21 protein-coding genes are annotated in these 25,631 nt (G+C 65.8%); 9 read left to right on the top strand and 12 right to left on the bottom strand.

Annotated elements, in window-relative coordinates:
• Positions 1 to 7: 7 nt before the first annotated feature.
• The gene (locus ACP2WS_RS06710) at positions 8 to 1,291 is read right to left on the bottom strand and encodes an efflux RND transporter periplasmic adaptor subunit (RefSeq protein WP_426460105.1); all 1,284 of its coding nucleotides are present in this window, start codon (positions 1,289 to 1,291) and stop codon (positions 8 to 10) included.
• 420 nt (positions 1,292 to 1,711) lie between these two features.
• Here ACP2WS_RS06710 and ACP2WS_RS06705 point away from each other — a divergent pair, with 420 nt between their 5' ends.
• The 3 genes from ACP2WS_RS06705 (at position 1,712) to panC (ending at position 4,325) form a co-directional block, all read left to right on the top strand.
• A complete protein-coding gene (locus ACP2WS_RS06705) occupies positions 1,712 to 2,395 on the top strand; it encodes a TetR family transcriptional regulator (protein WP_426460103.1) in 684 nt (227 codons plus the stop codon).
• A gap of 121 nt (positions 2,396 to 2,516) precedes the next feature.
• A complete protein-coding gene (panB, locus tag ACP2WS_RS06700) occupies positions 2,517 to 3,308 on the top strand; it encodes a 3-methyl-2-oxobutanoate hydroxymethyltransferase (protein WP_426460101.1) in 792 nt (263 codons plus the stop codon).
• A gap of 165 nt (positions 3,309 to 3,473) precedes the next feature.
• A complete protein-coding gene (panC, locus tag ACP2WS_RS06695; RefSeq protein WP_426460099.1) occupies positions 3,474 to 4,325 on the top strand; it encodes a pantoate--beta-alanine ligase in 852 nt (283 codons plus the stop codon).
• A 97-nt stretch (positions 4,326 to 4,422) separates the two neighbouring features.
• Here the strand turns inward: panC and ACP2WS_RS06690 are convergent, their stop codons facing one another.
• The 3 genes from ACP2WS_RS06690 to ACP2WS_RS06680 all read right to left on the bottom strand — a co-directional run bounded on the left by ACP2WS_RS06690 (position 4,423) and on the right by ACP2WS_RS06680 (position 6,169).
• Positions 4,423 to 4,581: a hypothetical protein gene (locus ACP2WS_RS06690; protein ID WP_426460097.1), complete on the bottom strand. Its 159-nt coding sequence runs from the start codon at positions 4,579 to 4,581 to the stop codon at positions 4,423 to 4,425.
• A gap of 227 nt (positions 4,582 to 4,808) precedes the next feature.
• Complete coding sequence (locus tag ACP2WS_RS06685; protein ID WP_426460095.1) at positions 4,809 to 5,456, bottom strand: CoA transferase subunit B; 648 nt, start codon at positions 5,454 to 5,456, stop codon at positions 4,809 to 4,811.
• A gap of 11 nt (positions 5,457 to 5,467) precedes the next feature.
• On the bottom strand, positions 5,468 to 6,169 hold the full coding sequence (locus ACP2WS_RS06680) for a CoA transferase subunit A (protein ID WP_426460093.1): 702 nt from the start codon (positions 6,167 to 6,169) through the stop codon (positions 5,468 to 5,470).
• 129 nt (positions 6,170 to 6,298) lie between these two features.
• Between ACP2WS_RS06680 and ACP2WS_RS06675 the strand changes: the two genes are divergently transcribed.
• Complete coding sequence (locus tag ACP2WS_RS06675; RefSeq protein ID WP_426460091.1) at positions 6,299 to 6,898, top strand: LuxR C-terminal-related transcriptional regulator; 600 nt, start codon at positions 6,299 to 6,301, stop codon at positions 6,896 to 6,898.
• An 82-nt stretch (positions 6,899 to 6,980) separates the two neighbouring features.
• Here ACP2WS_RS06675 and ACP2WS_RS06670 read toward each other — a convergent pair whose 3' ends face one another.
• Positions 6,981 to 7,493 (bottom strand): acyl-CoA thioesterase, encoded by a 513-nt coding sequence (locus ACP2WS_RS06670; protein ID WP_426460089.1) that lies wholly within the window; start codon positions 7,491 to 7,493, stop codon positions 6,981 to 6,983.
• A gap of 311 nt (positions 7,494 to 7,804) precedes the next feature.
• Here ACP2WS_RS06670 and ACP2WS_RS06665 point away from each other — a divergent pair, with 311 nt between their 5' ends.
• Complete coding sequence (locus ACP2WS_RS06665) at positions 7,805 to 9,499, top strand: electron transfer flavoprotein-ubiquinone oxidoreductase (RefSeq protein WP_426460088.1); 1,695 nt, start codon at positions 7,805 to 7,807, stop codon at positions 9,497 to 9,499.
• A 119-nt stretch (positions 9,500 to 9,618) separates the two neighbouring features.
• Here the strand turns inward: ACP2WS_RS06665 and ACP2WS_RS06660 are convergent, their stop codons facing one another.
• Together ACP2WS_RS06660 and ACP2WS_RS06655 are read right to left on the bottom strand one after the other, a co-directional pair.
• Positions 9,619 to 10,299, bottom strand: coding sequence for a lytic transglycosylase domain-containing protein (locus ACP2WS_RS06660; RefSeq protein WP_426460086.1), 681 nt, complete (start codon positions 10,297 to 10,299; stop codon positions 9,619 to 9,621).
• Positions 10,300 to 10,426: 127 nt separating this feature from the next.
• Positions 10,427 to 12,184 carry a proline--tRNA ligase gene (locus ACP2WS_RS06655; protein WP_426460084.1) on the bottom strand — a complete coding sequence of 586 codons (1,758 nt, stop codon included), beginning with the start codon at positions 12,182 to 12,184 and terminating at the stop codon, positions 10,427 to 10,429.
• Between the two features lie 256 nt (positions 12,185 to 12,440).
• On the opposite strand from ACP2WS_RS06655, the gene ACP2WS_RS06650 reads away from it, so the two are divergent.
• Together ACP2WS_RS06650 and ACP2WS_RS06645 are read left to right on the top strand one after the other, a co-directional pair.
• A complete protein-coding gene (locus ACP2WS_RS06650; RefSeq protein ID WP_374492947.1) occupies positions 12,441 to 13,163 on the top strand; it encodes an RNA pyrophosphohydrolase in 723 nt (240 codons plus the stop codon).
• Positions 13,160 to 13,705, top strand: a complete 546-nt coding sequence (locus tag ACP2WS_RS06645) for a CNP1-like family protein (RefSeq protein ID WP_374492949.1) — start codon at positions 13,160 to 13,162, stop codon at positions 13,703 to 13,705. Before ACP2WS_RS06650 ends, ACP2WS_RS06645 begins: the two co-directional genes overlap by 4 nt.
• A gap of 136 nt (positions 13,706 to 13,841) precedes the next feature.
• Here the strand turns inward: ACP2WS_RS06645 and proB are convergent, their stop codons facing one another.
• From proB to rplU, 4 genes are all read right to left on the bottom strand, one after another.
• Positions 13,842 to 15,011, bottom strand: a complete 1,170-nt coding sequence (gene proB, locus ACP2WS_RS06640) for a glutamate 5-kinase (RefSeq protein WP_426460081.1) — start codon at positions 15,009 to 15,011, stop codon at positions 13,842 to 13,844.
• Positions 15,012 to 15,095: 84 nt separating this feature from the next.
• Positions 15,096 to 16,256, bottom strand: coding sequence for an Obg family GTPase CgtA (cgtA, locus tag ACP2WS_RS06635; RefSeq protein WP_374492952.1), 1,161 nt, complete (start codon positions 16,254 to 16,256; stop codon positions 15,096 to 15,098).
• 174 nt (positions 16,257 to 16,430) lie between these two features.
• A complete protein-coding gene (rpmA, locus tag ACP2WS_RS06630) occupies positions 16,431 to 16,691 on the bottom strand; it encodes a 50S ribosomal protein L27 (protein WP_374492954.1) in 261 nt (86 codons plus the stop codon).
• 19 nt (positions 16,692 to 16,710) lie between these two features.
• A complete protein-coding gene (gene rplU / locus ACP2WS_RS06625; protein WP_374492956.1) occupies positions 16,711 to 17,022 on the bottom strand; it encodes a 50S ribosomal protein L21 in 312 nt (103 codons plus the stop codon).
• Positions 17,023 to 17,325: 303 nt separating this feature from the next.
• Between rplU and ACP2WS_RS06620 the strand changes: the two genes are divergently transcribed.
• Entirely contained in the window at positions 17,326 to 18,255 is a 930-nt protein-coding gene (locus ACP2WS_RS06620; protein WP_426460169.1) for a polyprenyl synthetase family protein, read from the top strand.
• A 181-nt stretch (positions 18,256 to 18,436) separates the two neighbouring features.
• Here ACP2WS_RS06620 and uvrA read toward each other — a convergent pair whose 3' ends face one another.
• Entirely contained in the window at positions 18,437 to 24,493 is a 6,057-nt protein-coding gene (gene uvrA / locus ACP2WS_RS06615; RefSeq protein WP_426460078.1) for an excinuclease ABC subunit UvrA, read from the bottom strand.
• A 508-nt stretch (positions 24,494 to 25,001) separates the two neighbouring features.
• Between uvrA and ACP2WS_RS06610 the strand changes: the two genes are divergently transcribed.
• A complete protein-coding gene (locus tag ACP2WS_RS06610) occupies positions 25,002 to 25,556 on the top strand; it encodes an NADPH-dependent FMN reductase (protein ID WP_426460076.1) in 555 nt (184 codons plus the stop codon).
• Positions 25,557 to 25,631: the final 75 nt, after the last annotated feature.

The following is a 25,631-nucleotide window of genomic DNA, read 5'->3' as shown; positions in this document are numbered from 1 at the left end:
GGCTCCGTTACTTCGAGGCAGCGGGCACCGTGGAGGCCGCCCCCTTCACGCCGCCGGCAGACGCTGCGGCAGCAGGAGCCGGAGCGGCCACGGGCGCACTGGCGGCCTGCTTGGGCGGCTGCCAGGGCTGGGGCGTGACCTTCTTGGCGCGCATCATCTGCACCACCGACATGCCGTCGACAATGACCTTGTCACCCGCCTTGAGCCCGCCCGTCACGACCCAGCTGTTGCCCTGGGCCTGTGCAACGGTCACCGGACGCGGCGCAAAGCTGCCGTCGGCATTCACCACCATGACGGTATCGCCCGTGGTCCCGCGCGTGACAGCCTGCTGCGGAATCAGCACGGCATGCTCGATGCGTGCCAGCTCCACCTGCACGCGCACGTACAGTCCCGGCAGCAGCACGTGCTGCGGATTGGGAATCTCGGCCTTGAGATTGACCTGTCCGGTGGTGGGGTCCACCGTGGCATCGGTGAACAGCAGCCGCCCAGGCGTGCCGTAGATGCTGCCATCGTCGAGCACCACCTTCACGGGCGGATTGCCTCCGGCCGACTCGGCCGATCCGGAAGCAAGCGACTTGCGCAGCTTCATCAGGTCGCTGGCGCTCTGGGTGAAGTTGACCACCATGGGGTCCAGCTGCTGGATGGTGGCCAGCAGCGTCGAATCGGTCTGCCCCACCAGCGCGCCCTCGGTCACCTGGGCCTTGCCGATGCGGCCGCTGATGGGCGCCCGCACATAGCTGTACCCCAGATTGATCTGTGCCGTGCGCACGGCCGCCTGCCCCGACAGCACGTCGGCCCGGGCCGCACGTTCGTTGGCCTGGGCCGTCACGTATTCCTGCTTGCTGATGGCATTGGCCTCCACCAGCGGCTTGTAGCGGCGTGCCGTGTCGCTGGCCTGTGCCAGACTGGCCTGCGCCTTGGCCAGCGAGGCCCGCGCGCTCTGCAGCGCCGCCTGCTGGGGTGCGTTGTCGATCTGGAAGAGGGAGACCCCCTCCTTCACATCGCTGCCTTCGCGGTACAGCCGACGCAGCACCACCCCGGCCGTACGGGCACGCACCTGCGCCACCTTGTTGGCTTCCAGCCGGCCGGGCAGCTCGGTGGTGATGACCACCGTCCCGGGCTGCACGGTCAGCACCCCCACCACAGGAGCCATGGCCTTGGCCCCCTGGGCCCCCCCTGCTCCCGCCGCATCGCCCTTGTTGCCGCAGGCAGCCAGCGTGAGCGCCATGGACGCTGCCGCGAGCAGCGCAAGCGTGCGCACCGGGCGCGCCGCCGAAGAAAACCTGGTCATGAAATCTCTCCCATCGGAATGTCTGAAAAAGCGCAGCCACACGACACGCCACACCCCATTGCACCACCACCCCCTGCCGCTGCACGAGGCTATGTCACATGCACAGGCATACATCTTGAAGGCTGGTTTGCAGATGCACACAAGAGGTTGCAGGGCCAGTTGTTACCAATCGCAAGCTCCGTGTGCCCCTGCCGACAGACGATGCCGCTTCCCCTGCACAGCGAATGCTGCGCTGCATGACTGCGCTATATACATTCGTGATTGTATGTATAAAATGCATCACCCTTGTGGACTGCAAGGGTATTGTGTTCGTCGGCACGCTGCCGCAGCCGCCTCGCTCCCATCGCCCCCCATGCTCCGGTTGCCCCCTTCGCAGCGCTTGTCCTCCCGTTCTCCTTTCTTTCCTTCACAGCCCAACCCGTGAAACGCACCCGAGAAGAAGCCCTCCAGACCCGCCATGCCCTGCTCGACGCTGCCACAGTGGTGTTCCATCAGCGCGGGGTGGCCCGGGCCTCGCTCGAAGAAATCGCCCGCACGGCCGGACTGAGCCGAGGCGCCGTCTACTGGCACTTCCGCAACAAGGAAGACCTTTTCGAGGCGCTCTGCCAGCGGCACTTTGCCGTGATGCAGGAAGACATGAGCCGCGCCATGGACCACGGCAACCCGCAGGCCTGGCCTGAATTCCTCCAGCTGTGCATCAACTTCCAGCTGCGTCTGGCGCAGGATCCGGATGCCCGCCGCTTCTACACCGTGCTGCACCTGCAGTGCGAGGAAACCCCGGACAACGCGGCCATCACCCGCATCCTGCGCCACCACAAGTCCCTGTGGCACCAGCAGCTGCTCTCGGCCCTCGCCATCGGCCAGCGCCACCACTACCTGCCGGCCGAGCTCGACATCGATGCCGCCTGCACCCTGTTCATGTGCACGCTTTTCGGCATCGCCAACCAGTGGCTGGCCGACCCCGGCAGTTTCGACATGGCCGAATGTGCTCCCCGCTACGTGCACTCCTGCATCCACATGCTCAGCCACAGCCCCTGGCTGATGCGCGCGCCCCTGCCGGCACCGATCCCCGAATCCGCTCCGCCGCCCGCCACAGCCCCCTGAACCGCGCCCTGCGACGCCTCTGGCCTACAATCCGCCCATCGATTCACGAACCGACGGACGCCTGCGCGACCCGTGTCGTTACGCAGCGCCCTTTCCAGAGGCACGCACAGGAGAGAAACGGATGAAAGTCACGGTATCCACCCTGCAGAAGATGAAGGCCGAGCAGCAGAAGATTGCCATGCTCACCTGCTACGACAGCAGCTTTGCCGCACTGCTCGCACAGGCCCAGGTCGACGTCCTGCTGGTGGGAGATTCACTGGGCATGGTCATGCAGGGTCAGACCTCGACCCTGCCGGTCACCCTGGAAGACATGGCCTACCACACCCGCTGCGTGGCACGCGGAGCCGGAGATGCGCTGGTGCTCACCGACCTCTCCTTCGGCTCCTATCAGCAAAGCCGCGAACAGGCCTTTGCCAGCGCCGCCCAGCTCATGCAGGCCGGAGCCGAAATGGTCAAGCTCGAAGGCGGCAGCTTCATGGCCGATACCGTGCGCTTTCTCGTCGAGCGGGGCATCCCCGTGTGCGGCCATCTGGGCCTCACCCCACAGGCCGTGCACACGCTCGGCGGCTACAAGGTGCAGGGCAAGACAGACCTGCAGGCAGCCCAGCTCATGCAGGACGCCATGGCCATTGCCGACGCCGGTGCCCAGATGCTCGTGCTCGAAATGGTTCCGGCCACCCTGGCGGCCGAAGTCACCCGCCGCATCGGCATCCCCACCATCGGCATCGGCGCTGGAGTCGCCACCGACGGCCAGGTGCTGGTGCTGCACGACATGCTCAACGTGTACCCGGGTCGCAAGGCACGCTTCGTCAAGAACTTCATGCAGGATGCAGGCACCATCCAGCAGGCCGTGGGCGACTACGTCCAGCAGGTCCGTGCAGGCACCTTCCCGGGCCCCGAGCACAGCTACTGAACACGGCGCTGCCGCGTCTGCACCCTGCCCGCGCAGCTGCGGGGCAGTGCGTGCGCCACATGCAACTGCCACAGGCGCACTGCAACGCTCCGGATCCCTTCCATTCCCGCCAGAGAGGCTGTGCGATGGCACAGCGCTCCCTGCACCCTCTTTCCCCTGAACACCATGCAGATCCTTACTTCCATTGCCGAACTGCGCGCCTGGCGCAAGACTGCCGGGCATGTGGCCCTGGTCCCCACCATGGGCAACCTGCACGAAGGCCACATCACCCTGTGCCGCACGGCCCTGGCCCACACAGCCCCGCTCGGTGGCCAGACCATCGCCTCCATCTTCGTCAACCCGATCCAGTTCGGCCCCAACGAAGACCTCGACAAATACCCGCGCACCTTCGAAGCCGATTGTGAAAAGCTGCAGGCTGCCGGCGTCCATGCCGTTTTCCACCCCTCGGTGGACACCATGTACCCGTATGGCGAACAGACGTATTTCGTCGAGCCGCCCGAGCTGCAGAACCGCCTCTGTGGCGAATTCAGGCCTGGGCACTTTCGCGGCGTAGCCACAGTGGTGACCAAGCTCTTCAACCTTGTGCAGCCCGACACTGCCGTCTTCGGCAAGAAGGACTACCAGCAGCTCAAGGTGCTCGAAGGCATGGTGCAGCAGCTCAACATGCCCATCACCATCCTCGGACAGGAAATCGCCCGTGCTCCCGATGGGCTGGCACTCTCCTCGCGCAACGGCTATCTCGGTGCCGCCGAGCGGGCCGAGGCACCGCGCCTGCAGCAGGAGCTCCAGACCATTCGCTCCGCCATAGCGTCCGGCGTCCGCGACTACGAAGCCCTGTGCACCCAGGCCCGCGATCGCCTGGCAGCGCATGGCTGGCGCACCGACTACCTGCTGGTCGCCAACCAGCGCGACCTGCGCCCGGCCACCCCCGCAGACCGTGCGCTCGCGGTGCTGGTGGCCTCCTGGCTCGGCACCACCCGGCTGATCGACAACATAGAGATCACCCTCGCCGCCTGACCCCCTGCACGCACAGCCCTGTCAGATCCCCATCCCCATAAAAAAACCGGCCTCAGAGCCGGTTTTTTTATGGGCAGCAATTGCGCAGAACCGTGCATCAGCCCTGATGGGCACGCTTGCCGGGGTTCTTCTTGCTGCGGATGTGGGAGCCACGCTCCTTGCTCAGACGCTGGCCGCCGCTGGCCTTGATGCGGGGGGCGCCGGGCAGGGGCTTGGTGGCTTTGCGGTCGGCTTCGGTAACGATCTTGTTGCCCATGGTGGGGACTCCTGTGTTGGGTGAAAGAGGATGGATTATGGGAAAACCTGCAATGTTAGCGCATGCAGGGCCCTCGCGTCTCGCCGATTGCCCACTCAAGGAGACAAACACCGTCCGAAAGCCCTCTCCAGCACACGGAGTGTGGCATCCGCACGGCGCCAGACCAGAAGACCGCGACTCCGGCGCGATCTTCGGTCGCCACCCTGCAAGGCAGTCGAGGGGCAGTATCAGGCCTGCGGCAGCAGCGTCACGCCCGTCTTGGCCTGCACCTCGTCAAAGCTCACGCCATCGGCCAGCTCGGCCACCCGCAGGCCTTCGGGAGTGACGTCGAACACCCCCAGGTCGGTGATGATGCGGTCGACCACCTTCACCCCTGTGAGCGGCAGGGTGCACTGCGGCAGGATCTTGAGGTCGGTGGTGCCGTCCTTCTTGCGGGCCACATGCTCCATGAGCACGATCACGCGCGGAACGCCGGCCACCAGATCCATGGCGCCGCCCATGCCCTTGATCATCTTGCCCGGAATCATCCAGTTGGCCAGATCGCCCTCGGCCGACACCTGCATGGCGCCCAGAATGCTGAGATTGATCTTGCCGCCCCGGATCATGGCAAAGCTCTGGTCGCTGCCGAAGATGCTGCTGCCCTTGAGCGTGGTCACCGTCTGCTTGCCGGCATTGATGAGGTCGGCATCGACTTCGTCGTCATACGGGAAGGGGCCTATGCCCAGCATGCCGTTCTCGCTTTGCAGCCACACCTCGACATGATCGGGCACATGATTGGCGACCAGCGTGGGAATGCCGATGCCGAGATTCACATAGAAACCGTCCTGCAGTTCCTGGGCCGCACGCGCGGCCATCTGATCCTGGGTCCATGCCATGATGCGTCTCCTTACTTGCGGTCGCGGATGGTGCGTTTTTCGATGAGCTTCTGGGGTTGGGCGTTGACCACGATGCGGTGCACATAAATGCCCGGCAGGTGAATGTCGTCCGGCGCCAGTTCGCCCGTGGCCACCAGCCGCTCGACCTCCACGATGCAGATGCGACCCGCCGTGGCAGCCGCAGGGTTGAAGTTGCGCGCGGTCAGGTGAAAGCGCAGGTTGCCCGCCATGTCGGCCACATCGGCCTTCACAAGCGACACATCCGGAAAGAGCGATTCCTCCATCACATAGGTTTCCCCCCGGAATTCGCGCAGCTCCTTGCCCTCTGCCACGATGGTGCCCACGCCGGTCTTGGTGAAGAAGGCTGGAATGCCCGCCCCGCCAGCCCGCAGCTTTTCGGCCAGCGTGCCCTGGGGAGTGAATTCGAGCTCCAGCTCGCCGGCAAGGTACTGGCGCTCGAATTCCTTGTTCTCTCCCACATAGCTGGAGATCATCTTCCGGATCTGGCGTGTCTCGAGCAGCTTGCCCAGCCCCACGCCGTCAATGCCTGCATTGTTCGAGGCCACGGTCAGATCGCGCACGCCGCTGTCGCGCAGCGCATCGATGAGCGCCTCTGGAATGCCGCACAGGCCAAACCCACCCACCGCGATGAGCTGACCATCCTGCACCACGCCTTCCAGCGCGGCAGCCGCATTGGGATATACCTTGTTCACTGTCACCTCCTGGAAAAACCCGGAAAAATCCTGGAGCATCCGCACTCCCGGGACGGGACTCTCTCCGTCCTGCTCCGCGCATCATGCAGGAATGACGATACTACGTATCCGACTACGTAGGATTGCGTAATGGACATTCCCGATCCCATCTCCGCCGTGCCGGCTCCGCTGCCCGATGACTACCAGTGGGCCTTCGACCTCGCCCCCATAGGCCTCATCGTGTCACGGCACCGCATCATCGTGGCCTGCAATCAGCAGGTCTGTTCCCTGTTCGGCACCACGCCGGACGTGCTGCACGGGCAGAGCTTTGCCCTGCTCTACCCCAGTGTGGACGAGTTCCACCGCATGGGAGAACGCATCTTCCAGCCCCTGGTGCAGCGCGGCAGCTACCAGGACGAGCGCGTCATGCGGCGGGTGGGCGGCCGCTTTGCCGGCCAGGTGTTCTGGTGCCGCGTCTCGGGCCGCGCACTCGACCGCGCACACCCTCATGCAGCGGGGGTGTGGAGCTTCGAGGAGCTCGACACCCACCGTCCCATCGGAGTGGAGCTCACTCCGCGCGAACGCGAGGTGGCCAGCCAGCTCCTGGTCGGGCGCACATCGAAGGAAATTGCCCGCCATCTGGGACTGAGCCCCCGCACGGTCGAAGTACACCGCGCCCACCTCATGCGCAAATACGACACCACGACCACCGCCGCCCTGGTACAGAAGCTGCTTGCAGGGGCTCCCTGAACTCCTGCCCCTGCGCTGCGGATGCGTGGTTACGGCCTTGATTGCCGCCCATGCCATGCCCCGTTCCGCACGACTCGACGCCTCAGTCTGGCTGCGAGGGCCGCGGATCGCTGCCCTGAACCTGCTGCTGGATCTGCTGCTGCATGGCCATGCGCTCGCGTGCCCGGGCGATGCCCTCGTCCATGAGCGCACGCACCCACGGCGGCAGAGGCACGGCACGCGACGCGGCAAAGTCGACCCACACGATCGTGGCGCCCCCATCGGCCACGATCTGGCCCGGCTGGTCTGCACGCTCAATCGTCATCCACACATCACAGGAACTGCGTCCCGGATGGCTGAGATACTGGGTAATGACCAGATTGGCGGGATATTCGAGCTGTCGGTAGAAATTGCAGAAGGCATTGACCACCACGGGCCCCTTGCCGTCGGCCACCATCGTGCGCCCCCCCTGGGTGAGCCACTCGACGCGGGCCTGCTCGAAATACCGGAAATACACGGTGTTGTTGACGTGGCCAAAGGCATCCATGTCTCCCCAGCGCACTGGCATGCGCATGCGGTGGATTTCGTACTTTTCGGTGGGCAGCGGCAATTTCATGGGGGTTCTCCTTCTGCGGGAATGAGGGGCGCAAACTGCGGCAGGCCCGGATTTTCTGGATCGCGACGAGGCCGGAATGGGCATCAGGATGGTATTTGTCCCTACAATTACGAAGGAAACTGGCTGTAACCTCGCGTAAACAGACGCCCGGGATCTGCATGCCATTCGATTTTGCCCCAGAGACTGCCTATCCGCTCTCGGCAAACGCACAGAAATCGCACGACCGTTCTTTTTTGTGACACACTCGATGTGCCGCTTTCTGAATACGGAATCCTGCGCACCATCAATCTGATCAATCTGCTGGAGACAACATGACCCCTCAGGAAATTCTCGAACAGTTCGGCCCGCGTGAATCCATGGACTATGACGTGGTCATCGTGGGCGGCGGCCCTGCCGGTCTGTCGACCGCCATCCGCCTCAAGCAGCGCGCAGCCGAACATGGCCAGGACGTATCGGTCGTCGTGCTCGAAAAGGGTTCCGAGCCCGGCGCCCACATCCTTTCCGGTGCCACCTTCGATCCCCAGGCGCTGCATGAGCTCTTCCCCGACTGGGAAGAACGTGGTGCCCCCGTTCAGCAGCATGTGACCCGCGACGTGTTCCTCATGCTCAAGGAAAACGGCAAGGCCACGTCCGTGCCGCACTTCATGCTGCCCAAGTGCTTCCAGAACCACGGCAACTACATCATCAGCCTGGCCGACCTCACCCGCTGGCTGGCCCAGCAGGCCGAGGCCCTGGGAGTGGAAATCTTCCCCGGCTTCCCTGCCACCGAGGTGCTGTTCAATGACGATGGCTCCGTCAAGGGCGTGGCCACCGGCAACATGGGCATCGGCAAGAACGGCGAACCGACCGACCACTTCCAGCTCGGCATGGAACTGCATGCCAAATACACCGTCTTCGCCGAAGGCTGCCGCGGCCAGCTGGGCAAGCAGCTCATCTCCCACTTCAAGCTTGACGAAGGCAAGGATCCGCAGGCCTACGGCATCGGCATCAAGGAGCTGTGGCAGATCGACCCCTCCCGCCACGAGCCGGGCCTGGTGCTGCACAGTGCCGGCTGGCCGCTGGATGCAGACACCTATGGCGGCTCCTTCATGTACCACTGGGGCGAAAACATGGTGAGCATCGGCTTCGTCGTGGGGCTGGACTACCAGAACCCGTGGCTGAGCCCGTTCGAGGAATTCCAGCGTTTCAAGACCCATCCCAACATCAAGTGGTACTTCACCGACAAGGACGGCAATGTCAACGCCAAGCGCATCGGCTACGGCGCACGTGCCCTCACCGCCGGTGGTCTGCTGAGCCTGCCCAAGACCGTGTTCCCGGGTGGGGTGCTGGTGGGTGACGATGCCGGCTACCTCAACGCCAGCCGCATCAAGGGCAGCCATGCCGCCATCAAGACCGGCATGCTGGCCGCCGACGCCGCCTACGATGCCATCGTGGCCGGTCGCCATTCCGACGAGCTGACCGCCTACCCCGATGCCTTCCAGGCCAGCTGGCTCTACGACGAGCTCAACAAGGCCCGCAACTTCAAGTACTGGTTCCACAAGGGCCGCGACATGGGCACCATCATGACCGGCATCGAGCAGAAGCTGCTCGGCGGCAACATGCCCTGGACCATGCACCGCAAGACCCCTGACTACGCCAAGCTCAAGCCAGCGGCAGAGTGCGCGCGCATCGAGTACCCCAAGCCCGACGGCAAGCTGACCTTCGACCGCCTGAGCAGTGTATTCATCGCCAACGTCAGCCACGAGGAAAACCAGCCTTCGCACCTGACGCTCAAGGATCCCACCGTGCCGGTCAAGGTGAACCTGGCCAAGTACGCCGGCCCCGAAAGCCGTTACTGTCCGGCTGCCGTCTATGAGTTCGTGAAGAACGAGGACGGTTCCGACCGCCTGCAGATCAATGCCGCCAACTGCGTGCACTGCAAGACCTGCGACATCAAGGATCCCACGCAGAACATCGTCTGGGTAGCTCCCGAAGGCGGCGGCGGCCCCAACTACGGCAGCATGTAAGCCCGCTGCCGCACCTCTCGTGCACGATCCAGGCCCCTTTTCAGGGGCTTGGCTGTTTTCGTGCCCCGAAAGACGAGGACGCAGAAGGGGACACAGACAGCTCCCCTTCTACCCCGCAATCACAACACCCAGCGTCGCTGGGCTCCGAAGACGGCATTCGGATACTGGGGTTGGCCACGCGATCCGTTGTAGCGACCGAGCGCCATGTACATGTTGCCGCTCTCGCGGTAGAGGTAGTGGCGCAAGATGACACAGCCAAAGCGCAGATTGGTCTGCATGTGAAAGAGCTTGCCGGCGTCGCCATCGCCGATCTGACGCACCCAGAACGGCATGACCTGCATGAGCCCGCGAGCGCCCACATTGGAAATGGCGAACTTGCGAAAATTGCTCTCGACCTGGATGAGCCCCAGCACCAGGGACACCTCAAGCGCGGCACGGGTGGCCTCATACCATACCGTCTGCAGAAATTCCTGCCGCGTGAAATCGTTGATCATGCGGTTGCCGAGGCGCTGGCTCATGCTGGTGAGCCAGTAGCGGTATTCCATTTCGCTTTTGCGATCGAAGAACACCGGCACCGGCGGTGCGCTGTAGGCAATGGCCGAGCTCAGGGCCGTGCGCACGGAATCGGCCAGATACTCCTCCTTCTGGGCACCGGCCTGGGCCTGCTGCCACGTGCCCGCGCCAGCCAGACCGGCCACCACGCCTGCGCTGCGGCGCAGCTGCTGCGCGAGCCATGCCCGGCGGGGCAGCAGCCCTTCTTCCTTGTTCCACTCCGTTGCCTGTGCTGAATGTGTCACCATCTTGTCTGGGCTGCCCCCTGACGGGAGCATGCCGTGCATATTCTCGGGCCCGCCATGATACTGCTGTACTGCAGTCACTCCGGAATGCCGCGCGGGCCGATGGCGCAGCACCCCGGGGTGTGCACCATCAGGCCTGTGCAGCGGCAGCCACACGGGCACTCAGGAAGGCATCGATGTCCTGCAGGGGCACCTTGGTGGCGGCCGTATCGCGGCGATGCTGGTACTCGCACTCGCCCGCGGAAATGCCCCGGTCGGACAGCACCACGCGGTGCGGCACCCCGATGAGCTCCCAGTCGGCGAACATGACACCGGGACGCTCGCCACGGTCATCGAGCATGACATCGACCCCTGCGGCCTGGAGCGCATCGTGCAGGCGCAGCGCCTCGGTGCGCACGGCCTCGCTGCGATCCATGCCGATGGGGCAAATCACCACCGTGAAGGGGGCAATCGCATCGGGCCAGATCATGCCGCGCTCGTCATGGTTCTGCTCGATGGCCGCTGCCGGCAGGCGCGTGATTCCGATGCCGTAGCACCCCATCTCGAAGCATCGGGCCTTGCCGTTCTCGTCGAGGAAGGTGGCATTCATGGCCTTGCTGTACTTGGTGCCGAGGTAGAAGATGTGGCCGATCTCGATGCCGCGCTCGATGGCCAGCACGCCCTTGCCGTCCGGCGCAAGGTCCCCCTCGACCACATTGCGCAGATCGGCCACCAGCTCGGGCTCGGGCAGATCGCGGCCCCAGTTCACCCCGGTCAGGTGGACATCGGGCTGGTTGGCCCCACAGATCCAGTCTGCCATCACGGCCACCTCGCGGTCTGCCACGAGATGCACCGGCTTCTGCAGACGCAGCGGCCCCAGATAGCCGGGGCGGCAGCCGAAGTGCTCGACGATCTCGGTCTCGGTGGCAAAGCGGAAGCCCTTGTCGAGACCCGGGATCTTGCCGACCTTGACCTCATTCATGTCATGGTCGCCGCGCAGCAGCAGCAGCCAAACCTCCACTCCGACGATGTCGCCGGCGTCATCGAGCGTATCGGTGGCCAGCACGAGCGACTTGACCGTGCGCTGCAGGGGCACTCCCAGCAGGGCCGCCACATCGGCGCAGGTACTCTTGCCGGGTGTGGGCGCCTCGACCAGAGGTTCGGTGGCGGCCGCACGGGACTGCGTGGGCGCCAGGGCCTCGGCCTTCTCGATGTTGGCCGCGTAGGCGCTGGTCGGGCAGTAGACGATGGCATCCTCGCCGGTGGCGGCGATGACCTGGAATTCCTCGCTCAGATCGCCCCCGATGGCACCGCTGTCGGCTGCCACCGCACGGTAGTCCAGACCAAAGCGGTCGAATGCACGGCGGTAGGCCTGCGCCATGTTCTGGTAGCTGGCCTTGGCGCCTTCGACATCCTTGTCGAAGCTGTAGGCGTCCTTCATGATGAATTCGCGCCCCCGCATCAGGCCGAAGCGCGGACGGCGCTCGTCGCGGAACTTGGTCTGGATCTGGTAGAGGTTCTTGGGCAGCTGCTTGTAGCTGCGCAGATCCTGTCGCGCAATGTCGGTCACCACTTCCTCGCTCGTGGGCTGGATCACGAAGCGGTTGTCATGGCGATCCTGAATGCGCAGCAGCTCGGGGCCCATCTTGTCGAAGCGTCCGGTCTCCTGCCACAGCTCGGCCGGCTGGACGACAGGCATGGTGATCTCGATGGCGCCGGCGCGGTTCATTTCCTCGCGCACGATGGCCTCGACCTTGCGAATCACCCGCAGCCCCATGGGCATGTAGGTATAGATGCCCGCCCCCATCCGCTTGATGAAGCCGGCCCGCATCATGAGCTTGTGGCTGACAACCTCGGCATCGGCCGGGGCGTCTCGAAGGGTGGTGATCAGAAACTGGGAAGCTTTCATGGAAATCTGTGATGCCTTGTGGAATGAGAATCAGAATCGGGAACCGGCCTCGCTTCGCACACGGACGCGCATGTCGCCAGGCCCCTTGTGCAGCAAGGGAAGAAGCCGCGGCAGCGCCCGTAGCGGAGGCGGCGCACCCTGCAGCGGCCGAACCTCGGGCGGGCAGGCGGGCGGCTCGGTCCCATCCCCCTATTTTCGTAGATAAGGAGGCCGTTGCCGTGCATAATGGATTCAATGACAAAATTTGGAGTTGATCATGCTCGACCGGGAAGGTTTTCGTCCCAATGTCGGCATTATTCTGCTCAACCGCAAGAATCAGGTGTTCTGGGGCAAGCGTATCCGCACCCACAGCTGGCAGTTTCCCCAAGGCGGCATCGACCGTGGCGAGTCGCCGGAGCAGGCCATGTACCGCGAACTGCACGAGGAGGTGGGACTGCATCCCCACCACGTGCGGATCGTGGCACGCACCCGAGACTGGTTGCGCTATGAAGTGCCAGACCGCTACATCCGCCGCGAAGCCCGCGGCCACTACAAGGGCCAGAAGCAGATCTGGTTCCTGCTCCAACTCCTCGGACAGGACTGGGAGCTCGACCTGCGCGCCACCGACCATCCCGAGTTCGATGCCTGGCGCTGGAACGACTACTGGGTGCCGCTCGATGTGGTGGTGGAATTCAAGCGCGGCGTCTACGAGATGGCCCTGACGGAACTCGCTCGCTTTCTGCCGCGCACCGACCATCGCAACCGCTACCTGCGTGCAAACCACAAGCCCCGTCTGGATCAGGAGATCCAGATTCCGGCGTCTGCCCGCAACCGTGGCATGCCCGGCGCTCGCGGGGTGGACATGGCCGACTTCAGCCTGCCACCTGACGCAAGCTACGACCCCATTCCCACCGGAAGCCTGCAGGCCCGCCCTTCCCACGCCGGCAAGGGCCCCGATGCCATGCCTCCGTCCCCGGCCGATCCCACTGCCCACCCATGAAACCCATTGCTCCGCTCGCCGGTGCCTGCCTTCTGGTCGGCACCCTGGTCACTGTTCTGCTGTCTCCCGTGGCCCAGGCTGCACCGGCCTACGATGCCGAAGCCGCACAGCGCAACTGGCAGGAAGGCCCGGTGCCACCGGCACCCGCCCTGTCGACACGGCATCTCGAAAAGGTCCCCATGCCCGGCTATTCGGCCATCACCGTGCAGGTCGATGTGGATTCGCTCACCCTGGGGCAGGATGGCGTGGTGCGCTATGTGGTGCTGCTCAGCAGCAAGGAGGGCGCGCGGTCAGCCTTCTATCAGGGCATCAACTGCCGCCTGTGGCAGGTGCGGACCTATGAGCGCTATCGCTTCGACCTCACCCCTGCGCGCTGGGAAGCAGCCGATGACGCCTGGAGCGACTTGGCCCTGGAGCGCAGCCGCTATGCCATTGCCATTGCACAAGATGGCCTCTGTGACGATGCCACTCCGCCCATCTCCACCGACGATGCCCGGCGCCGCTTCGGCCACAACCGCTATTGGTCCAACACGTCCTGGTGAAGGGGGCGGTTCCTTCTTTTCCCCATCGCCAGCCCTGGGGAAGTAAGGGCCTGCAGTCCCGGATGCCGTTCCAGGCGCTGCAGGGCTCTGTGGCTGGATGCGTCGTGGTCCACCCACAGCCCACAACAGCCGGCGGTCAGCCCTGCACGTGCCAGTCGGAGAGCACAAGGTTGTCGCGGTGGATCATCTCCGCCTCGGCCACGTAGCCGAGCAGCGACTCGATCTGGCTGGACGGCTGGCGGCAGAGCTGGCGTGCTTCCTCGCTGGAGTAGTTGGCCAGTCCACGGGCAATCTCGGTGCCTGAGGGATCGCAGATCGTGATGACCTCGCCGCGCCGGAACTCTCCATCCACGCCGATCATGCCGATGGGCAGCAGACTCTTGCCGTCATGCACAAGCTTGCTCACGGCCCCTGCATCGATCCGCACCGAGCCATGCACCTGCAGGTGATCGGCGATCCACTGCTTGCGGGCCTGGAGCTTCTGGGTGGCCGCCACGAGCACGGTGCCAACCACCTCACCCTTCAGCAGCCGCAGCAGTGCCTCGGGCTCGCGCCCCCAGGCAATGACCGTGCTGGCGCCGGAACGCGCCGCACGGCGGGCAGCCAGAATCTTGGTGAGCATGCCGCCCTTGCCGATGCTGCTGCCGCTGCCGCCGGCCATGGTCTCGAGCACCGGATCGCCGGCCTCGCCCACGGCGATGAGGTGGGCATCGGGATGCTTGCGCGGATCGGCATCGAACATGCCGCGCTGGTCCGTCAGAATCACCAGCAGGTCGGCTTCGACCAGATTGGCGACCAGTGCTCCCAGGGTGTCGTTGTCGCCCACCTTGATTTCGTCGTTGACGACGGTGTCGTTCTCGTTGATGACGGGCAGCACTCCCAGATGCAGGAGGGTCAGCAGCGTGGAACGGGCGTTGAGATAGCGCTCGCGGTCGGCCAGATCGGCGTGCGTAAGCAGCACCTGGGCGGAATTGAGTCCATTGGCCCGGAGCTTGGTTTCGTACATCTGTGCCAGCCCCATCTGCCCCACGGCTGCAGCGGCCTGCAGCTCATGGATCTCCTTGGGTCGGCTGGCCCAGCCGAGACGCTTCATGCCCTCGGCCACGGCACCGCTCGACACCATGATGACCTCGAAGCCCTGGTGGCGCAGCTCGGCGAGCTGACGGCACCATTCGCCAATGGCCTGCTCGTCGAGACCACGCCCTTCGTTGGTGACCAGGCTGGAGCCCACCTTGACCACGATGCGCCGCGCATGGCGCAGGATGTCACGTGCCAGCAGGGGATCGGGGGTGAGCAGTTCAGACATGTCGGACAGGAAATGGAAGGGGAAAAACGGACGGCACGAATGCAGGCGGGCACGTCACGAACGTGCCCGGTATCTGCGGCTGGGTCAGGATGCGGAAGGCTTGCCGCGTCCCGCCGTGCGCCGCCGGGGAGATGCAGAATGCTTGACCCGGGACTTGGCCGGCGCTGCCACGGGAGCCTCGCCCTCCAGATCGACGAAACGGGGGTCGATCTCCTGCGGCGGCTGTTCGGCCACCTGTTCGTGATGGATGTGCTCGTAGATGGCACGAATGAGCGGTTCGCACCCTTCACGCGTGAGCGCAGAGATGGCATGCACCGGACCTTTCCAGCGCAGGCGACGCACCAGATCGGCGATGCGGGCCTCGCGCTCCTCGGCAGGCACCATGTCGAGCTTGTTGAGCACCAGCCAACGGGGCTTGGCGTACAGGCCGGCATCGTACTTGCGCAGCTCGCCCACGATGGCACGGGCCTGCGCGACCGGATCGATGCCCTCGTCGAACGGGGCCATGTCGATGACGTGCAGCAGCAGGCGCGTGCGCTGGAGATGGCGCAGGAACTGGTGCCCCAGGCCGGCCCCTTCGGCGGCCCCCTCGATCAGGCCGGGAACATCGGCCACGACAAAGCTCTGTTCGGGCCCCACGCGCACCACGCCCAGATTGGGATGCAGGGTGGTGAAGGGGTAGTCCGCAATCTTGGGCCGTGCATTGCTCACGGCCGCAATGAAGGTGGACTTGCCGGCATTGGGCATGCCGAGCAGCCCCACATCGGCCAGCACCTTGAGTTCGAGCTTGAGGCTTCTGCGCTCGCCCGGATGCCCCAGCGTCTTCTGCCGGGGGGCTCGGTTGATGGCGCTCTTGAAGCGCAGGTTGCCAAAGCCGCCATCGCCGCCCTTGGCCATGAGCACCGGCTCGTTGGGCACGAGCAGCTCGTGCAGCACTTCGCCCGTCTCGGCGTCGCTCACGATGGTGCCGACCGGCATCTTGAGGGTGATGTCCTCGCCGGCCGCGCCGAACATGTCGGACCCCATGCCATGCTGGCCGCGTCGTGCCTCGAAGCGCCGGGCATAGCGGTAGTCGACCAGCGTGTTGAGGTTGGGATCCGCCACGGCCCAGACGTGGCCGCCGCGTCCGCCGTCCCCGCCGTCGGGGCCGCCGAATTCCTTGTATTTTTCATGGCGGAACGAAGCGCAGCCATTGCCGCCGTCGCCCGCTGCGATGTCGATGAACGCTTCGTCTACGAATTTCATGCCTGGGTCCTGTGGATCGGCCTGCGGGCCGCCCGGTGATGGGTGCGATTGTAGGGCAGGCCCGGGTGCGGGCCCGCAAAAAGCACAAGCCCCGAACCAGTCGGGGCTTGTGCGAGCCGGCCCGCGCCCGAAGGCACTGGCCGGCAAAGGGAGGAACGAACCTGCCGCGCCGGATTATTCGGCGGGGGTCACGTCCACCACATGCTTGTTGAGCGCGCCGCGCGTCACGAAGGACACGTGACCGTCGACGAGCGCAAACAGGGTGTGGTCCTTGCCGATGCCCACGTTGTTGCCGGCGTGGAAACGGGTACCACGCTGGCGCACGATGATGGAACCTGCGCTGATATGTTCACCGCCGAACGCTTTCACGCCCAGCATCTTGGGCTTGGAATCGCGCCCGTTGTGCGTAGAGCCGCCGCCTTTCTTATGTGCCATGAGTTACTCTCCTTGGGCTTCAAGCGTTGATGGAAGCGATTTCCAGCTCGGTGAACTGCTGGCGATGGCCCTGGCGCTTCTGGTAGTGCTTGCGGCGGCGCATCTTGAAGATGCGGACCTTGTCGTGCTTGCCATGGGCGAGCACCTTGGCTACCACGGTTGCGCCGGAAACCAGGGGAGTACCCACCTTCAGGCTGTCGCCGTCGCCGACGGCCAGCACCTGATCGATGGTGATCTCTTGTCCTTCGTCCGCAGCAATCTGTTCTACCTTGATCTTGTCGCCGGCTGCTACGCGATACTGCTTGCCGCCGGTTTTTATGACTGCGTACATTGTTGAAACCTTCAAATGAATGAAATTTGCCAGACGAATTTCCGGCAAGAGCGGGATTTTACCCTGAGCCCTGGCGGAGACGCAAGTCCTTCTGTCACAAAAGGATTTTGGCCTGATCAGGGACAGGGCAAGCTCGGGGGCCCGGCACCTTTGCGGGGCATGGCTTCTATAATTTGAGGTCTTCGCAGGGGGCGGGTTCCGTCTCCTTGTTCCTCATGGCCCTGCGGGGCCGCTTCCGCACCACGGGATTCCACCTTGCCTGCCTCCAACGTACAGTCTGCCCTCGCCCTGATCGCCCCCGACATGCAGGCGATGGATCGCGTGATCCACGCGCGGCTGAACACGGGGGTGCCGCTGGTGAGCCAGGTGTCGCAGTACATCATCGGCGCGGGGGGCAAGCGGCTGCGCCCGGCGCTGCTGCTCATGATGGCAAAGGCGCTCGGCTATCAGGGCGAGCAGCACTACCTGCTGGCGGCGGTGGTGGAGTTCATCCACACGGCCACGCTGCTGCATGACGACGTGGTCGATGAGTCGACCCTGCGTCGGGGTCGGCCGACGGCCAATGTGTCCTTCGGCAATCCGGCGAGCGTGCTGGTGGGCGACTTTCTGTATTCGCGCTCGTTCCAGATGATGGTGGAAGTGCAGAACATGCGCGTCATGGAGATCCTGGCCGGGGCGACCAACACCATTTCGGAGGGCGAGGTGCTGCAGCTCATGAACATGCACGACGCCTCGCTCACGACCGAGGACTATCTGCATGTGATCCGCTCCAAGACGGCCAAGCTGTTCGAGGCCTGCACGCGCATCGCTGCGGTGCTGCAGGGCTGCAGCGCCGAGCGCGAGGAGTGCTGCGCAACCTATGGACAGGCGCTGGGCACGGCCTTCCAGATCATCGACGATGTGCTCGATTACGAGGGGCAGGCCGAGGAGATGGGCAAGAATCTGGGCGACGATCTGCGCGAGGGCAAGACCACGCTGCCGCTGATCATTGCCATGCAGAAGGCCCCGGCGGAACAGGCCGCCGTGATCCGTCACGCGATCGAGCACGGCTCGGTGGAGGCGCTCGACGAGGTAGTGGCCATCGTGCGCAGCACTGGCTCGCTGGCCGACGCACGGGGGGTGGCAGCGGCCGAGGCCGACCGTGCCATTGCGGCGATTGCCGACCTGTCCGACAACGCCCATGCCCAGGCACTGCGCGCACTGGCACTGGGTCTGCAGGAACGCCGGAGCTGATCTTCCGGGCGTTCCGGCATCTGTCGCTGCGCCTGCACAGCGGGTGCATGGCGGTCGCATGGCCCTTGCCTTCTGCCCACTCCATGGGGAAGGCGTCCCTCTGAAGCAGCAGAGGCAGAGCAGCAGAGACGTGGGATGCATGCACATCCCATCCGCTTCTGCCCTGCTCTTTCGGGCCGAGTCAGTGGGGCAGCACGTCCCCGCTGCGGGCCAGCACGGGGGCCAGTGCCTGACCGGTGTGGCTGCCGCTGGCGACGACGGCTTCCGGCGTGCCGGCGACCACCAGACGCCCGCCGCCGCTGCCGCCTTCGGGTCCCAGATCGAGCATCCAGTCGGCTTCGGCCATGACATCAAGGTCATGCTCGATGACGATGACGCTGTGGCCTGCATCGGCCAGGCGATGGAGCACCCGGATGAGTTTTTCCACGTCGGCCATGTGCAGGCCCACGGTGGGTTCGTCGAGCACGTACAGGGTATGGGGCACCTTTTGTCCCCGGCGGCCTACGTCGTCCCGGACCTTGGTGAGCTCGGTGACGAGCTTGATGCGCTGGGCTTCGCCGCCGCTCAGGGTCGGTGAGGCCTGTCCGAGGGTGAGGTAGCCCAGCCCCACGTCCTGCAGCAGGCGCAGCGGATGCGCAATGGCCGGCATGCTGGCGAAGAAGTCGACGGCTTCGTCCACCTCCATGCGCAGCACATCGCCGATGCTGCGGCCGCGCCAGGTGACGGCGAGGGTCTGGGGATTGAAGCGGGCCCCATGGCAGGTTTCGCACGCGACCTTGACGTCGGGCAGGAAGCTCATCTCGATGGTGCGCATGCCCTGCCCCTCGCAGGCGGGGCAGCGTCCCTCGCCGGTGTTGAAGCTGAAGCGGCCGGGGCCGAAGCCGCGTGCCTGCGCTTCCAGGGTGGAGGCGTAGAGCTTGCGGATGGCATCCCAGAAGCCGACATAGGTCGCCGGGCAGGAACGGGGGGTTTTGCCGATGGGGGTCTGGTCCACCTCCAGTACGCGGGCGATGCCCTCGTAGCCGGTGACAGACGCGCAGCCCGTCCAGGCCGGGCGCTCGCCCTGGGCGTCGGCCTCGCGTCCGGCGCGGGTGGAGCGCTGGAGCACGATGGCCTCGACATTGGCGAGCAGCACGTCGCGCGCCAGGGTGGACTTGCCCGATCCGCTCACGCCGGTGACGACCACCAGACGGCCCAGGGGCACGTCAGCATCGAGGTGCTGCAGATTGTGCAGGGTGGCGTCGCGCACATGGAGCATCGGCGTGGCGTCCTCGCCAGGGCCGGTCTGCACCGCGCGGCGCGGCTGCATGGGGTGGCGCATGGCATGGAGCAGGTAGCGGCCGGTGACGGAGTCGGGTGCGGCCTCGACATCGGCCACGGTGCCCTGGGCCACCACGCTGCCGCCCCGCACGCCGGCTCCCGGACCGATGTCGATGACGTGGTCGGCACGGCGAATGGTGTCCTCGTCGTGCTCCACCACGAGCAGGGTGTTGCCCTTGCCGCTGAGGTCCTGCAGGGCATCGAGCAGGATGTGGTTGTCGCGCGGGTGCAGGCCGATGGTGGGTTCGTCGAGCACATAGCACACGCCCTGCAGGTTGCTGCCAAGCTGGGCTGCCAGACGGATGCGCTGTGCCTCGCCGCCACTGAGGGTGGGTGCGCCACGGTCGAGTGTGAGGTAGCCGAGTCCGACCTGCTGCAGAAACGCGAGGCGGGAGCGTATCTCGGGCAGGATGTCGCGGGCAATTTCGGCGGCGCGGCCTTCGGGCTGCAGCCGGTCGAACCAGTGGGCCAGTGCCTGCACGCTCATGCGCGCCAGCGCAGTGATGGCGACACCGCCCTGGCCGGGCGCCGTGCCGGGAACGGCTGCGGCCAGCTCCTCGGGCACGGGCAGCCGCACGGCGCGGGCCACGGGATTGAGACGGGTGCCGCCGCAGGCCGGACAGGGCTGTTCGCCCACGCCGTCGACCTCCGGTTCGGCAAAGCTCTGCTCGCGGCCCTTGGCATCGCGCTCCTGCACGGAATCGTCGAGCGCGCGGCGCTGGTCGGCCGTGAGGCGTACGCCGGTGCCCACGCATTCGGGACACCAGCCATGCTTGCTGTTGTAGCTGAACAGGCGCGGATCGAGCTCCGCATAGCTGGTGCCGCAGGTGGGACAGGCCCGCAGGGTGGAAAAGACTTCCAGCGTGCCAAGGGCCGCCGTGGAACTGCCGGCAGCCATGGCCTCTGCGAGCCCATCGAGGGGGGCCAGCACATGGAGCACGCCCTTGCCATGCCGAAGGGCTGCCGCCACGCCGTCGCGCAGCAGACGCTCCTGTGCGGGGGTGACGTGCAGACTGAGCACGGGCAGCTCGATGGTGTGCTCGCGGTAGCGGTCGAGGCGCGGAAAGCCCTGGGTGGGCAAGAACTCGCCATCGACCCGCAGATGGGTGTAGCCATGGGTGCGCGCCCATTCCGCCACTTCGGTATAGATTCCCTTGCGCCCACTGACCAGGGGGGCCAGCAGGCCGATGTGCTGTCCGCGATGCCGCGCAAGGATGCGCGCCACGATGCGTTCGGGTGTCTGCGGCTCCACAGGGGTGCCGTCGTGGATGCAGTGCTGCACCCCGAGCTTGACGTACAGGAGGCGCAGGAAATGCCAGACCTCGGTGGTGGTGCCGACGGTGGACTTGCGCCCGCCACGGCTCAGGCGCTGCTCGATGGCCACGGTGGGGGGAATGCCGAACACCGCATCCACCTCGGGCCTGCCGGCCGGCTGCACCATGCTGCGCGCATAGGCATTGAGGCTCTCCAGATACCGGCGCTGCCCCTCGTTGAACACGATGTCGAAGGCCAGGGTGGACTTGCCCGAACCGCTCACGCCGGTGATGACGTTGAAGCGTCCGCGCGGAATGTCGACCGAGAGGTGCCGCAGGTTGTGCTCCTGCGCATTGACCACCTCGATGGCATCGGGTGGACATAGGGCCCGCAGTCCTCCGGAAGCAGACGTCTGCGCCGGTGCGTGGCCGGCAGGCATCGCCTTGCCCGCTCCATGGGGCGACGTGCCCCAAGGCAGCCGCGCCTCGGACACTCCCGGCCGCCCGGACGATGTGCCGGCCCGGGGAAAGCCCATGGCCAGGTCGTACTCGCGCAGCGCCTCGCCGGTGTGGCTGGTGGGGTGGGCACGGATGGCATCGGGCGTGCCCTGCGCCACCAGCTCGCCCCCTGCGTCGCCCCCTTCGGGGCCCAGGTCGATCACCCAGTCGCTGGCGCGGATCACGTCGAGGTTGTGTTCGATCACGACGAGCGAATGCCCTGCATCGAGCAGCTGGGCAAAGGCCCGCATCAGCTTGGCGATGTCGTCGAAGTGCAGGCCCGTGGTGGGCTCGTCGAACAGGAACAGGGTGCCCTTGTGCGCCACCCGCTGCCGGGTGGCCGTGCGCCGCTCGGCCGCCTCGGCCAGAAAGCCCGCCAGCTTGAGCCGCTGCGCCTCGCCGCCGCTGAGGGTGGGAACAGGCTGGCCAAGCCGCACGTAGTCCAGCCCCACGTCCTGCAGCGGACGCAGGGCGCGCTGCACGGCCCGGTCGAGCACGTCCCCCCTGTCGAAGAGTCCCAGCGCCTCGCCCACCGTGAGCTCCAGCACATCCGCCACGTTCCAGGTGCGCCCTGCGCGCTCGATGGTCACCTCCAGCACCTCGGGACGATAGCGCCGGCCGTTGCAGTCCGGGCAGCGCAGATACACGTCGCTCAGGAACTGCATCTCCACGTGCTCGAATCCGCTGCCGCCGCAGGTCGGACAGCGCCCATCGCCGCTGTTGAAGCTGAATTTGCTGCCGGTGTAGCCCCGCTCGCGCGACAGGGGCGCTGTGGCAAAGAGCTGCCGGATGGAGTCCCACGCTCCCACGTAGCTGACGGGCGTGGAGCGTGCCGTCTTGCCTATGGGCGACTGGTCGACGAACACCACATCGGCCAGGTGGTCGGCTCCCAGCAGACGCTCAAACGCGCCGGGAGCCTCGGTGGCCTTGCCGAACTGGCGCAGCAGCGCCGGCGCGAGCACATCCTGCACCAGCGTGGACTTGCCCGATCCCGACACCCCGGTGATGCACACCAGCCGTTCGAGCGGCAGCTCCAGCGAGAGGTGCTTGAGGTTGTGGGCGCTCACCCCTTCCAGAATCAGGCGCGGCGTGCCGGGCAGCACCGCACGCGGATGCCAGCGCGCGGGGTCGATCACCTGTAGGCGTCCGCCCAGGTACTGCCCTGTCAGGGTATCGGCATGACGGAGTGCCTCGAAGGGGCCATCGAACACGATGCGCCCGCCCTGCTCGCCCGGCCCCGGGCCCATGTCGATCAGCCGGTCGGCCGCCCACATGACGGCCGGATCGTGTTCCACCACCACCAGCGTGTTGCCCGCATCGCGCAGGCGCAGCATCGCCTCGGTGATACGGTGCATGTCGCGCGGGTGCAGGCCGATGCTCGGCTCGTCGAGCACAAAGAGCGTATTGACCAGCGACGTGCCCAGCGCCGTGGTCAGATTGATGCGCTGCACCTCACCGCCGGACAGGGTGCGGCTCTGGCGGTCGAGCGTGAGGTAGCCGATGCCGACCTCGTCCAGATACCGCAGGCGGGTCTGCATCTCCTCGAACAGCAGCCGGCGCGCCTGGGCATCGGCCCCTGCGTCGGCTGCTTCCTCCGTTCCGGCACACACGCTATCCACTTGCTCTTCAGGCGCGCTGCAAGGTGTTTCCGCCAGCCGGGCAAAAAAAGCCCGCAGCCGCGTGATTGGCAGCAGCATCAGGTCATGCAGGCACAGCCCGGGCAGGGCTTCGAGCTGCGCCCGCGTCCATGCCACCCCCTGCGGCATGAAGCGCTCGCCCGGTGCCAGCACAGCGTCGGCATCGTCCTTGCTCCCGATGCGCCACAGCAGGCTCTCCGTGCGCAGCCGGGCACCGTGGCAGGTCGGACACTCGGTGTAGCTGCGGTACTTGGACAGCAGCACCCGAATGTGCATCTTGTAGGCCTTGCTCTCCAGATAGTCGAAGAACCGCTGAATGCCATACCACTGGTGCTCCCAGTTTCCTTCCCTAAAATCCGGCGCCCCCCCGATCACCCAGTGCCGCTGCTCCGGCGTGAGGCGGTTCCAGGGCGTGTCCCTCGGAATCCCCGCCGCCCCCGCATAGCGCAGCAGATCCCGCTGCACCTCCGCCCAGGCCGGCGTCTGGATGGGCCGTATGGCCCCCTTGCGCAGGGTGAGCCGCTCGTCGGGCACCACCAGCCCCCAGTCCACCCCGATCACCCGTCCAAAGCCCCGGCAGGCCTCGCAGGCGCCCACCGCCGAATTGAAGGAGAACATGGACGGAATCGGTGCGTGGTAGGCCACCCCGCTCTCCGGGCACTGCAGACCATCCGAATACGGCCAGCGCTGGTCCTCACCACCGGCTTCGGACACCTCCCCGCCAGCAACACCCAGGGCATACACCGTCAGGCGCCCTCCTCCGTGGCGCAGGGCCACCTCGATCGCCTCCACCACGCGGGCCCGTTCGGTGGCCCCCATCCGGAAACGGTCTGCCACCACGTCGAGCACCTTGCGGCCCGCCTCCGTGCGCTCGGCCTGCACCCGCACGAACCCGCTGGCGCTCAGCCACTGCTGCACTTCCTCTGGCGAAGTCTGCTCCGGCAGCTCCACGGCAAACGTCACCACCAGCCTGGGATCGCCCGCCGCGGCTGCCCGCCGCTGCAGATCGGCATAGATCGAATCCGCATCGTCAGCCCGCACCGGCAGCGCCGTCTCGCGGTCGAACAGGTGGGCAAAACGGGCAAAAAACAGCTTGAGATGGTCGTTGAGCTCCGTCATCGTGCCCACCGTCGACCGGCTGGTGCGCACCGGGTTGGTCTGGTCAATCGCAATCGCTGGCGGCACCCCGTCCACCCGGTCCACAGCAGGCTTGTCCATGCGGTCCAGAAACTGCCGGGCATAGGCACTGAACGTCTCCACATAGCGACGCTGCCCCTCGGCAAACAGCGTGTCGAACACCAGACTCGACTTGCCCGAACCGCTCGGCCCCGTCACCACCGTCAGCTCACCCGTGCGGATATCCACATCGAGATGGCGCAGGTTGTGCTGCCGCGCCCCGCGAATGCGGATCAGCCGCCCCAGATACCCCGCCTCCCCGGACGGCGCACCCCCGGGCACTGCTGCCCCATGCACAGGCTCCTCCGGCCCCTCCGCAGAAACACCCAACGACACATTCACCACATCACTCATGACCACGGCCCGAATAAAACAACACAGGTGCGGCCCCCCCAAAAAAGGCAGCGCCGCACCCCCTGCATCCATCCATGCGACAGCATATCCGGCAGACAGCCCGCATCCACTCCTGTCCCGGCGCAGGCCCCTCGATGCATCCCAGGCACCATCGAAACCTTCCACCGGGCCCTGGCAGATGGGGCCATGCCTGCCGCTTTGCAATCCACACCCCACGCGCAGCATACCCCGCCACTCACCCGCCCGCCCCTCATCCGGCAGCTGGCACATCCCCACCCCGCCTGCAAGCCGTCAGCCCCAATCCCCCACATCCCGGCCCCCCATGGCCACACCCCATGCCCCAAGCCACCCTGCTGCCTACAATGGGCTGCAACGGATGCAGGCCCCGTCATGGTTCCCGACCATGGCAGCGCCTGCGCAGGACATGCAGGTCGTCATGCGCGGGTTCCCGGCCACCGCCGTTATCGCCACCTCCCCCACGGGAACCGGAAAAAAAGGAACCTTTTCCATGAGTCAAACCCAGATCGCCGTCATCGTCGGCAGCCTGCGCAAGGATTCCATCAACCGCAAGCTTGCCCAGGCCCTCGCCACGCTGGCCCCCGCCGACTTCACCCTCAAGATCGTCGAAATCGGTGACCTCCCCCTCTACAGCCAGGACGACGACGCCCAGCAGGCCGCCAGCGTCCTGCGCATGAAGGCCGAAATCGCCGCCGCACAGGGCGTCATCTTCGTCACCCCCGAGTACAACCGCTCCATCCCCGGCGTCCTCAAGAATGCCCTCGACCACGGCTCACGCCCCTACGGCCAGAGCGTGTGGGGCGGCAAGCCCGCCGGCGTCCTCGGCGCCTCCCCCGGAGCCATCGGCACCGCCCTGGCTCAGCAACACCTGCGCAACGTGCTCGCCTTCCTCAACATGCCCACCCTGGCCCAGCCCGAAGTCTTCCTCCACGTGGACGACTCCACCTTCTCCCCCGAAGGCGGCTTCACCACCGACCGCACCCGCGCCTTCATCCAAACCTGGATGGACGCCTACACCGCCTGGGTCAAGAAACAAACCGCCTGAACCCCGGCATCAGAAGCGCATAAAAAGAGAACCCCGCCGGAATGGCGGGGTTCTCTTTTGTTGGTGGAAGTCGAA

Origin of the sequence: Brachymonas moutaii (nom. illeg.) (assembly GCF_049977365.1) — a bacterium.
GTDB lineage: Bacteria > Pseudomonadota > Gammaproteobacteria > Burkholderiales > Burkholderiaceae_C > Brachymonas.
This window is presented reverse-complemented; position numbering and strand designations above follow the sequence as displayed.

What these genes read in the sequence shown, in the direction of transcription:
- ACP2WS_RS06710 (WP_426460105.1), bottom strand. Translation starts at nt 1,291, where the DNA reads ATGACCAGGTTTTCTTCGGCGGCGCGCCCGGTGCGCACGCTTGCGCTG.
- panB (WP_426460101.1), top strand. Translation starts at nt 2,517, where the DNA reads ATGAAAGTCACGGTATCCACCCTGCAGAAGATGAAGGCCGAGCAGCAG.
- panC (WP_426460099.1), top strand. Translation starts at nt 3,474, where the DNA reads ATGCAGATCCTTACTTCCATTGCCGAACTGCGCGCCTGGCGCAAGACT.
- ACP2WS_RS06690 (WP_426460097.1), bottom strand. Translation starts at nt 4,581, where the DNA reads ATGGGCAACAAGATCGTTACCGAAGCCGACCGCAAAGCCACCAAGCCC.
- ACP2WS_RS06685 (WP_426460095.1), bottom strand. Translation starts at nt 5,456, where the DNA reads ATGGCATGGACCCAGGATCAGATGGCCGCGCGTGCGGCCCAGGAACTG.
- ACP2WS_RS06675 (WP_426460091.1), top strand. Translation starts at nt 6,299, where the DNA reads ATGGACATTCCCGATCCCATCTCCGCCGTGCCGGCTCCGCTGCCCGAT.
- ACP2WS_RS06670 (WP_426460089.1), bottom strand. Translation starts at nt 7,493, where the DNA reads ATGAAATTGCCGCTGCCCACCGAAAAGTACGAAATCCACCGCATGCGC.
- ACP2WS_RS06665 (WP_426460088.1), top strand. Translation starts at nt 7,805, where the DNA reads ATGACCCCTCAGGAAATTCTCGAACAGTTCGGCCCGCGTGAATCCATG.
- ACP2WS_RS06660 (WP_426460086.1), bottom strand. Translation starts at nt 10,299, where the DNA reads ATGGTGACACATTCAGCACAGGCAACGGAGTGGAACAAGGAAGAAGGG.
- ACP2WS_RS06655 (WP_426460084.1), bottom strand. Translation starts at nt 12,184, where the DNA reads ATGAAAGCTTCCCAGTTTCTGATCACCACCCTTCGAGACGCCCCGGCC.
- ACP2WS_RS06650 (WP_374492947.1), top strand. Translation starts at nt 12,441, where the DNA reads ATGCTCGACCGGGAAGGTTTTCGTCCCAATGTCGGCATTATTCTGCTC.
- ACP2WS_RS06645 (WP_374492949.1), top strand. Translation starts at nt 13,160, where the DNA reads ATGAAACCCATTGCTCCGCTCGCCGGTGCCTGCCTTCTGGTCGGCACC.
- proB (WP_426460081.1), bottom strand. Translation starts at nt 15,011, where the DNA reads ATGTCTGAACTGCTCACCCCCGATCCCCTGCTGGCACGTGACATCCTG.
- cgtA (WP_374492952.1), bottom strand. Translation starts at nt 16,256, where the DNA reads ATGAAATTCGTAGACGAAGCGTTCATCGACATCGCAGCGGGCGACGGC.
- rpmA (WP_374492954.1), bottom strand. Translation starts at nt 16,691, where the DNA reads ATGGCACATAAGAAAGGCGGCGGCTCTACGCACAACGGGCGCGATTCC.
- rplU (WP_374492956.1), bottom strand. Translation starts at nt 17,022, where the DNA reads ATGTACGCAGTCATAAAAACCGGCGGCAAGCAGTATCGCGTAGCAGCC.
- ACP2WS_RS06620 (WP_426460169.1), top strand. Translation starts at nt 17,326, where the DNA reads ATGCAGGCGATGGATCGCGTGATCCACGCGCGGCTGAACACGGGGGTG.
- uvrA (WP_426460078.1), bottom strand. Translation starts at nt 24,493, where the DNA reads ATGAGTGATGTGGTGAATGTGTCGTTGGGTGTTTCTGCGGAGGGGCCG.
- ACP2WS_RS06610 (WP_426460076.1), top strand. Translation starts at nt 25,002, where the DNA reads ATGAGTCAAACCCAGATCGCCGTCATCGTCGGCAGCCTGCGCAAGGAT.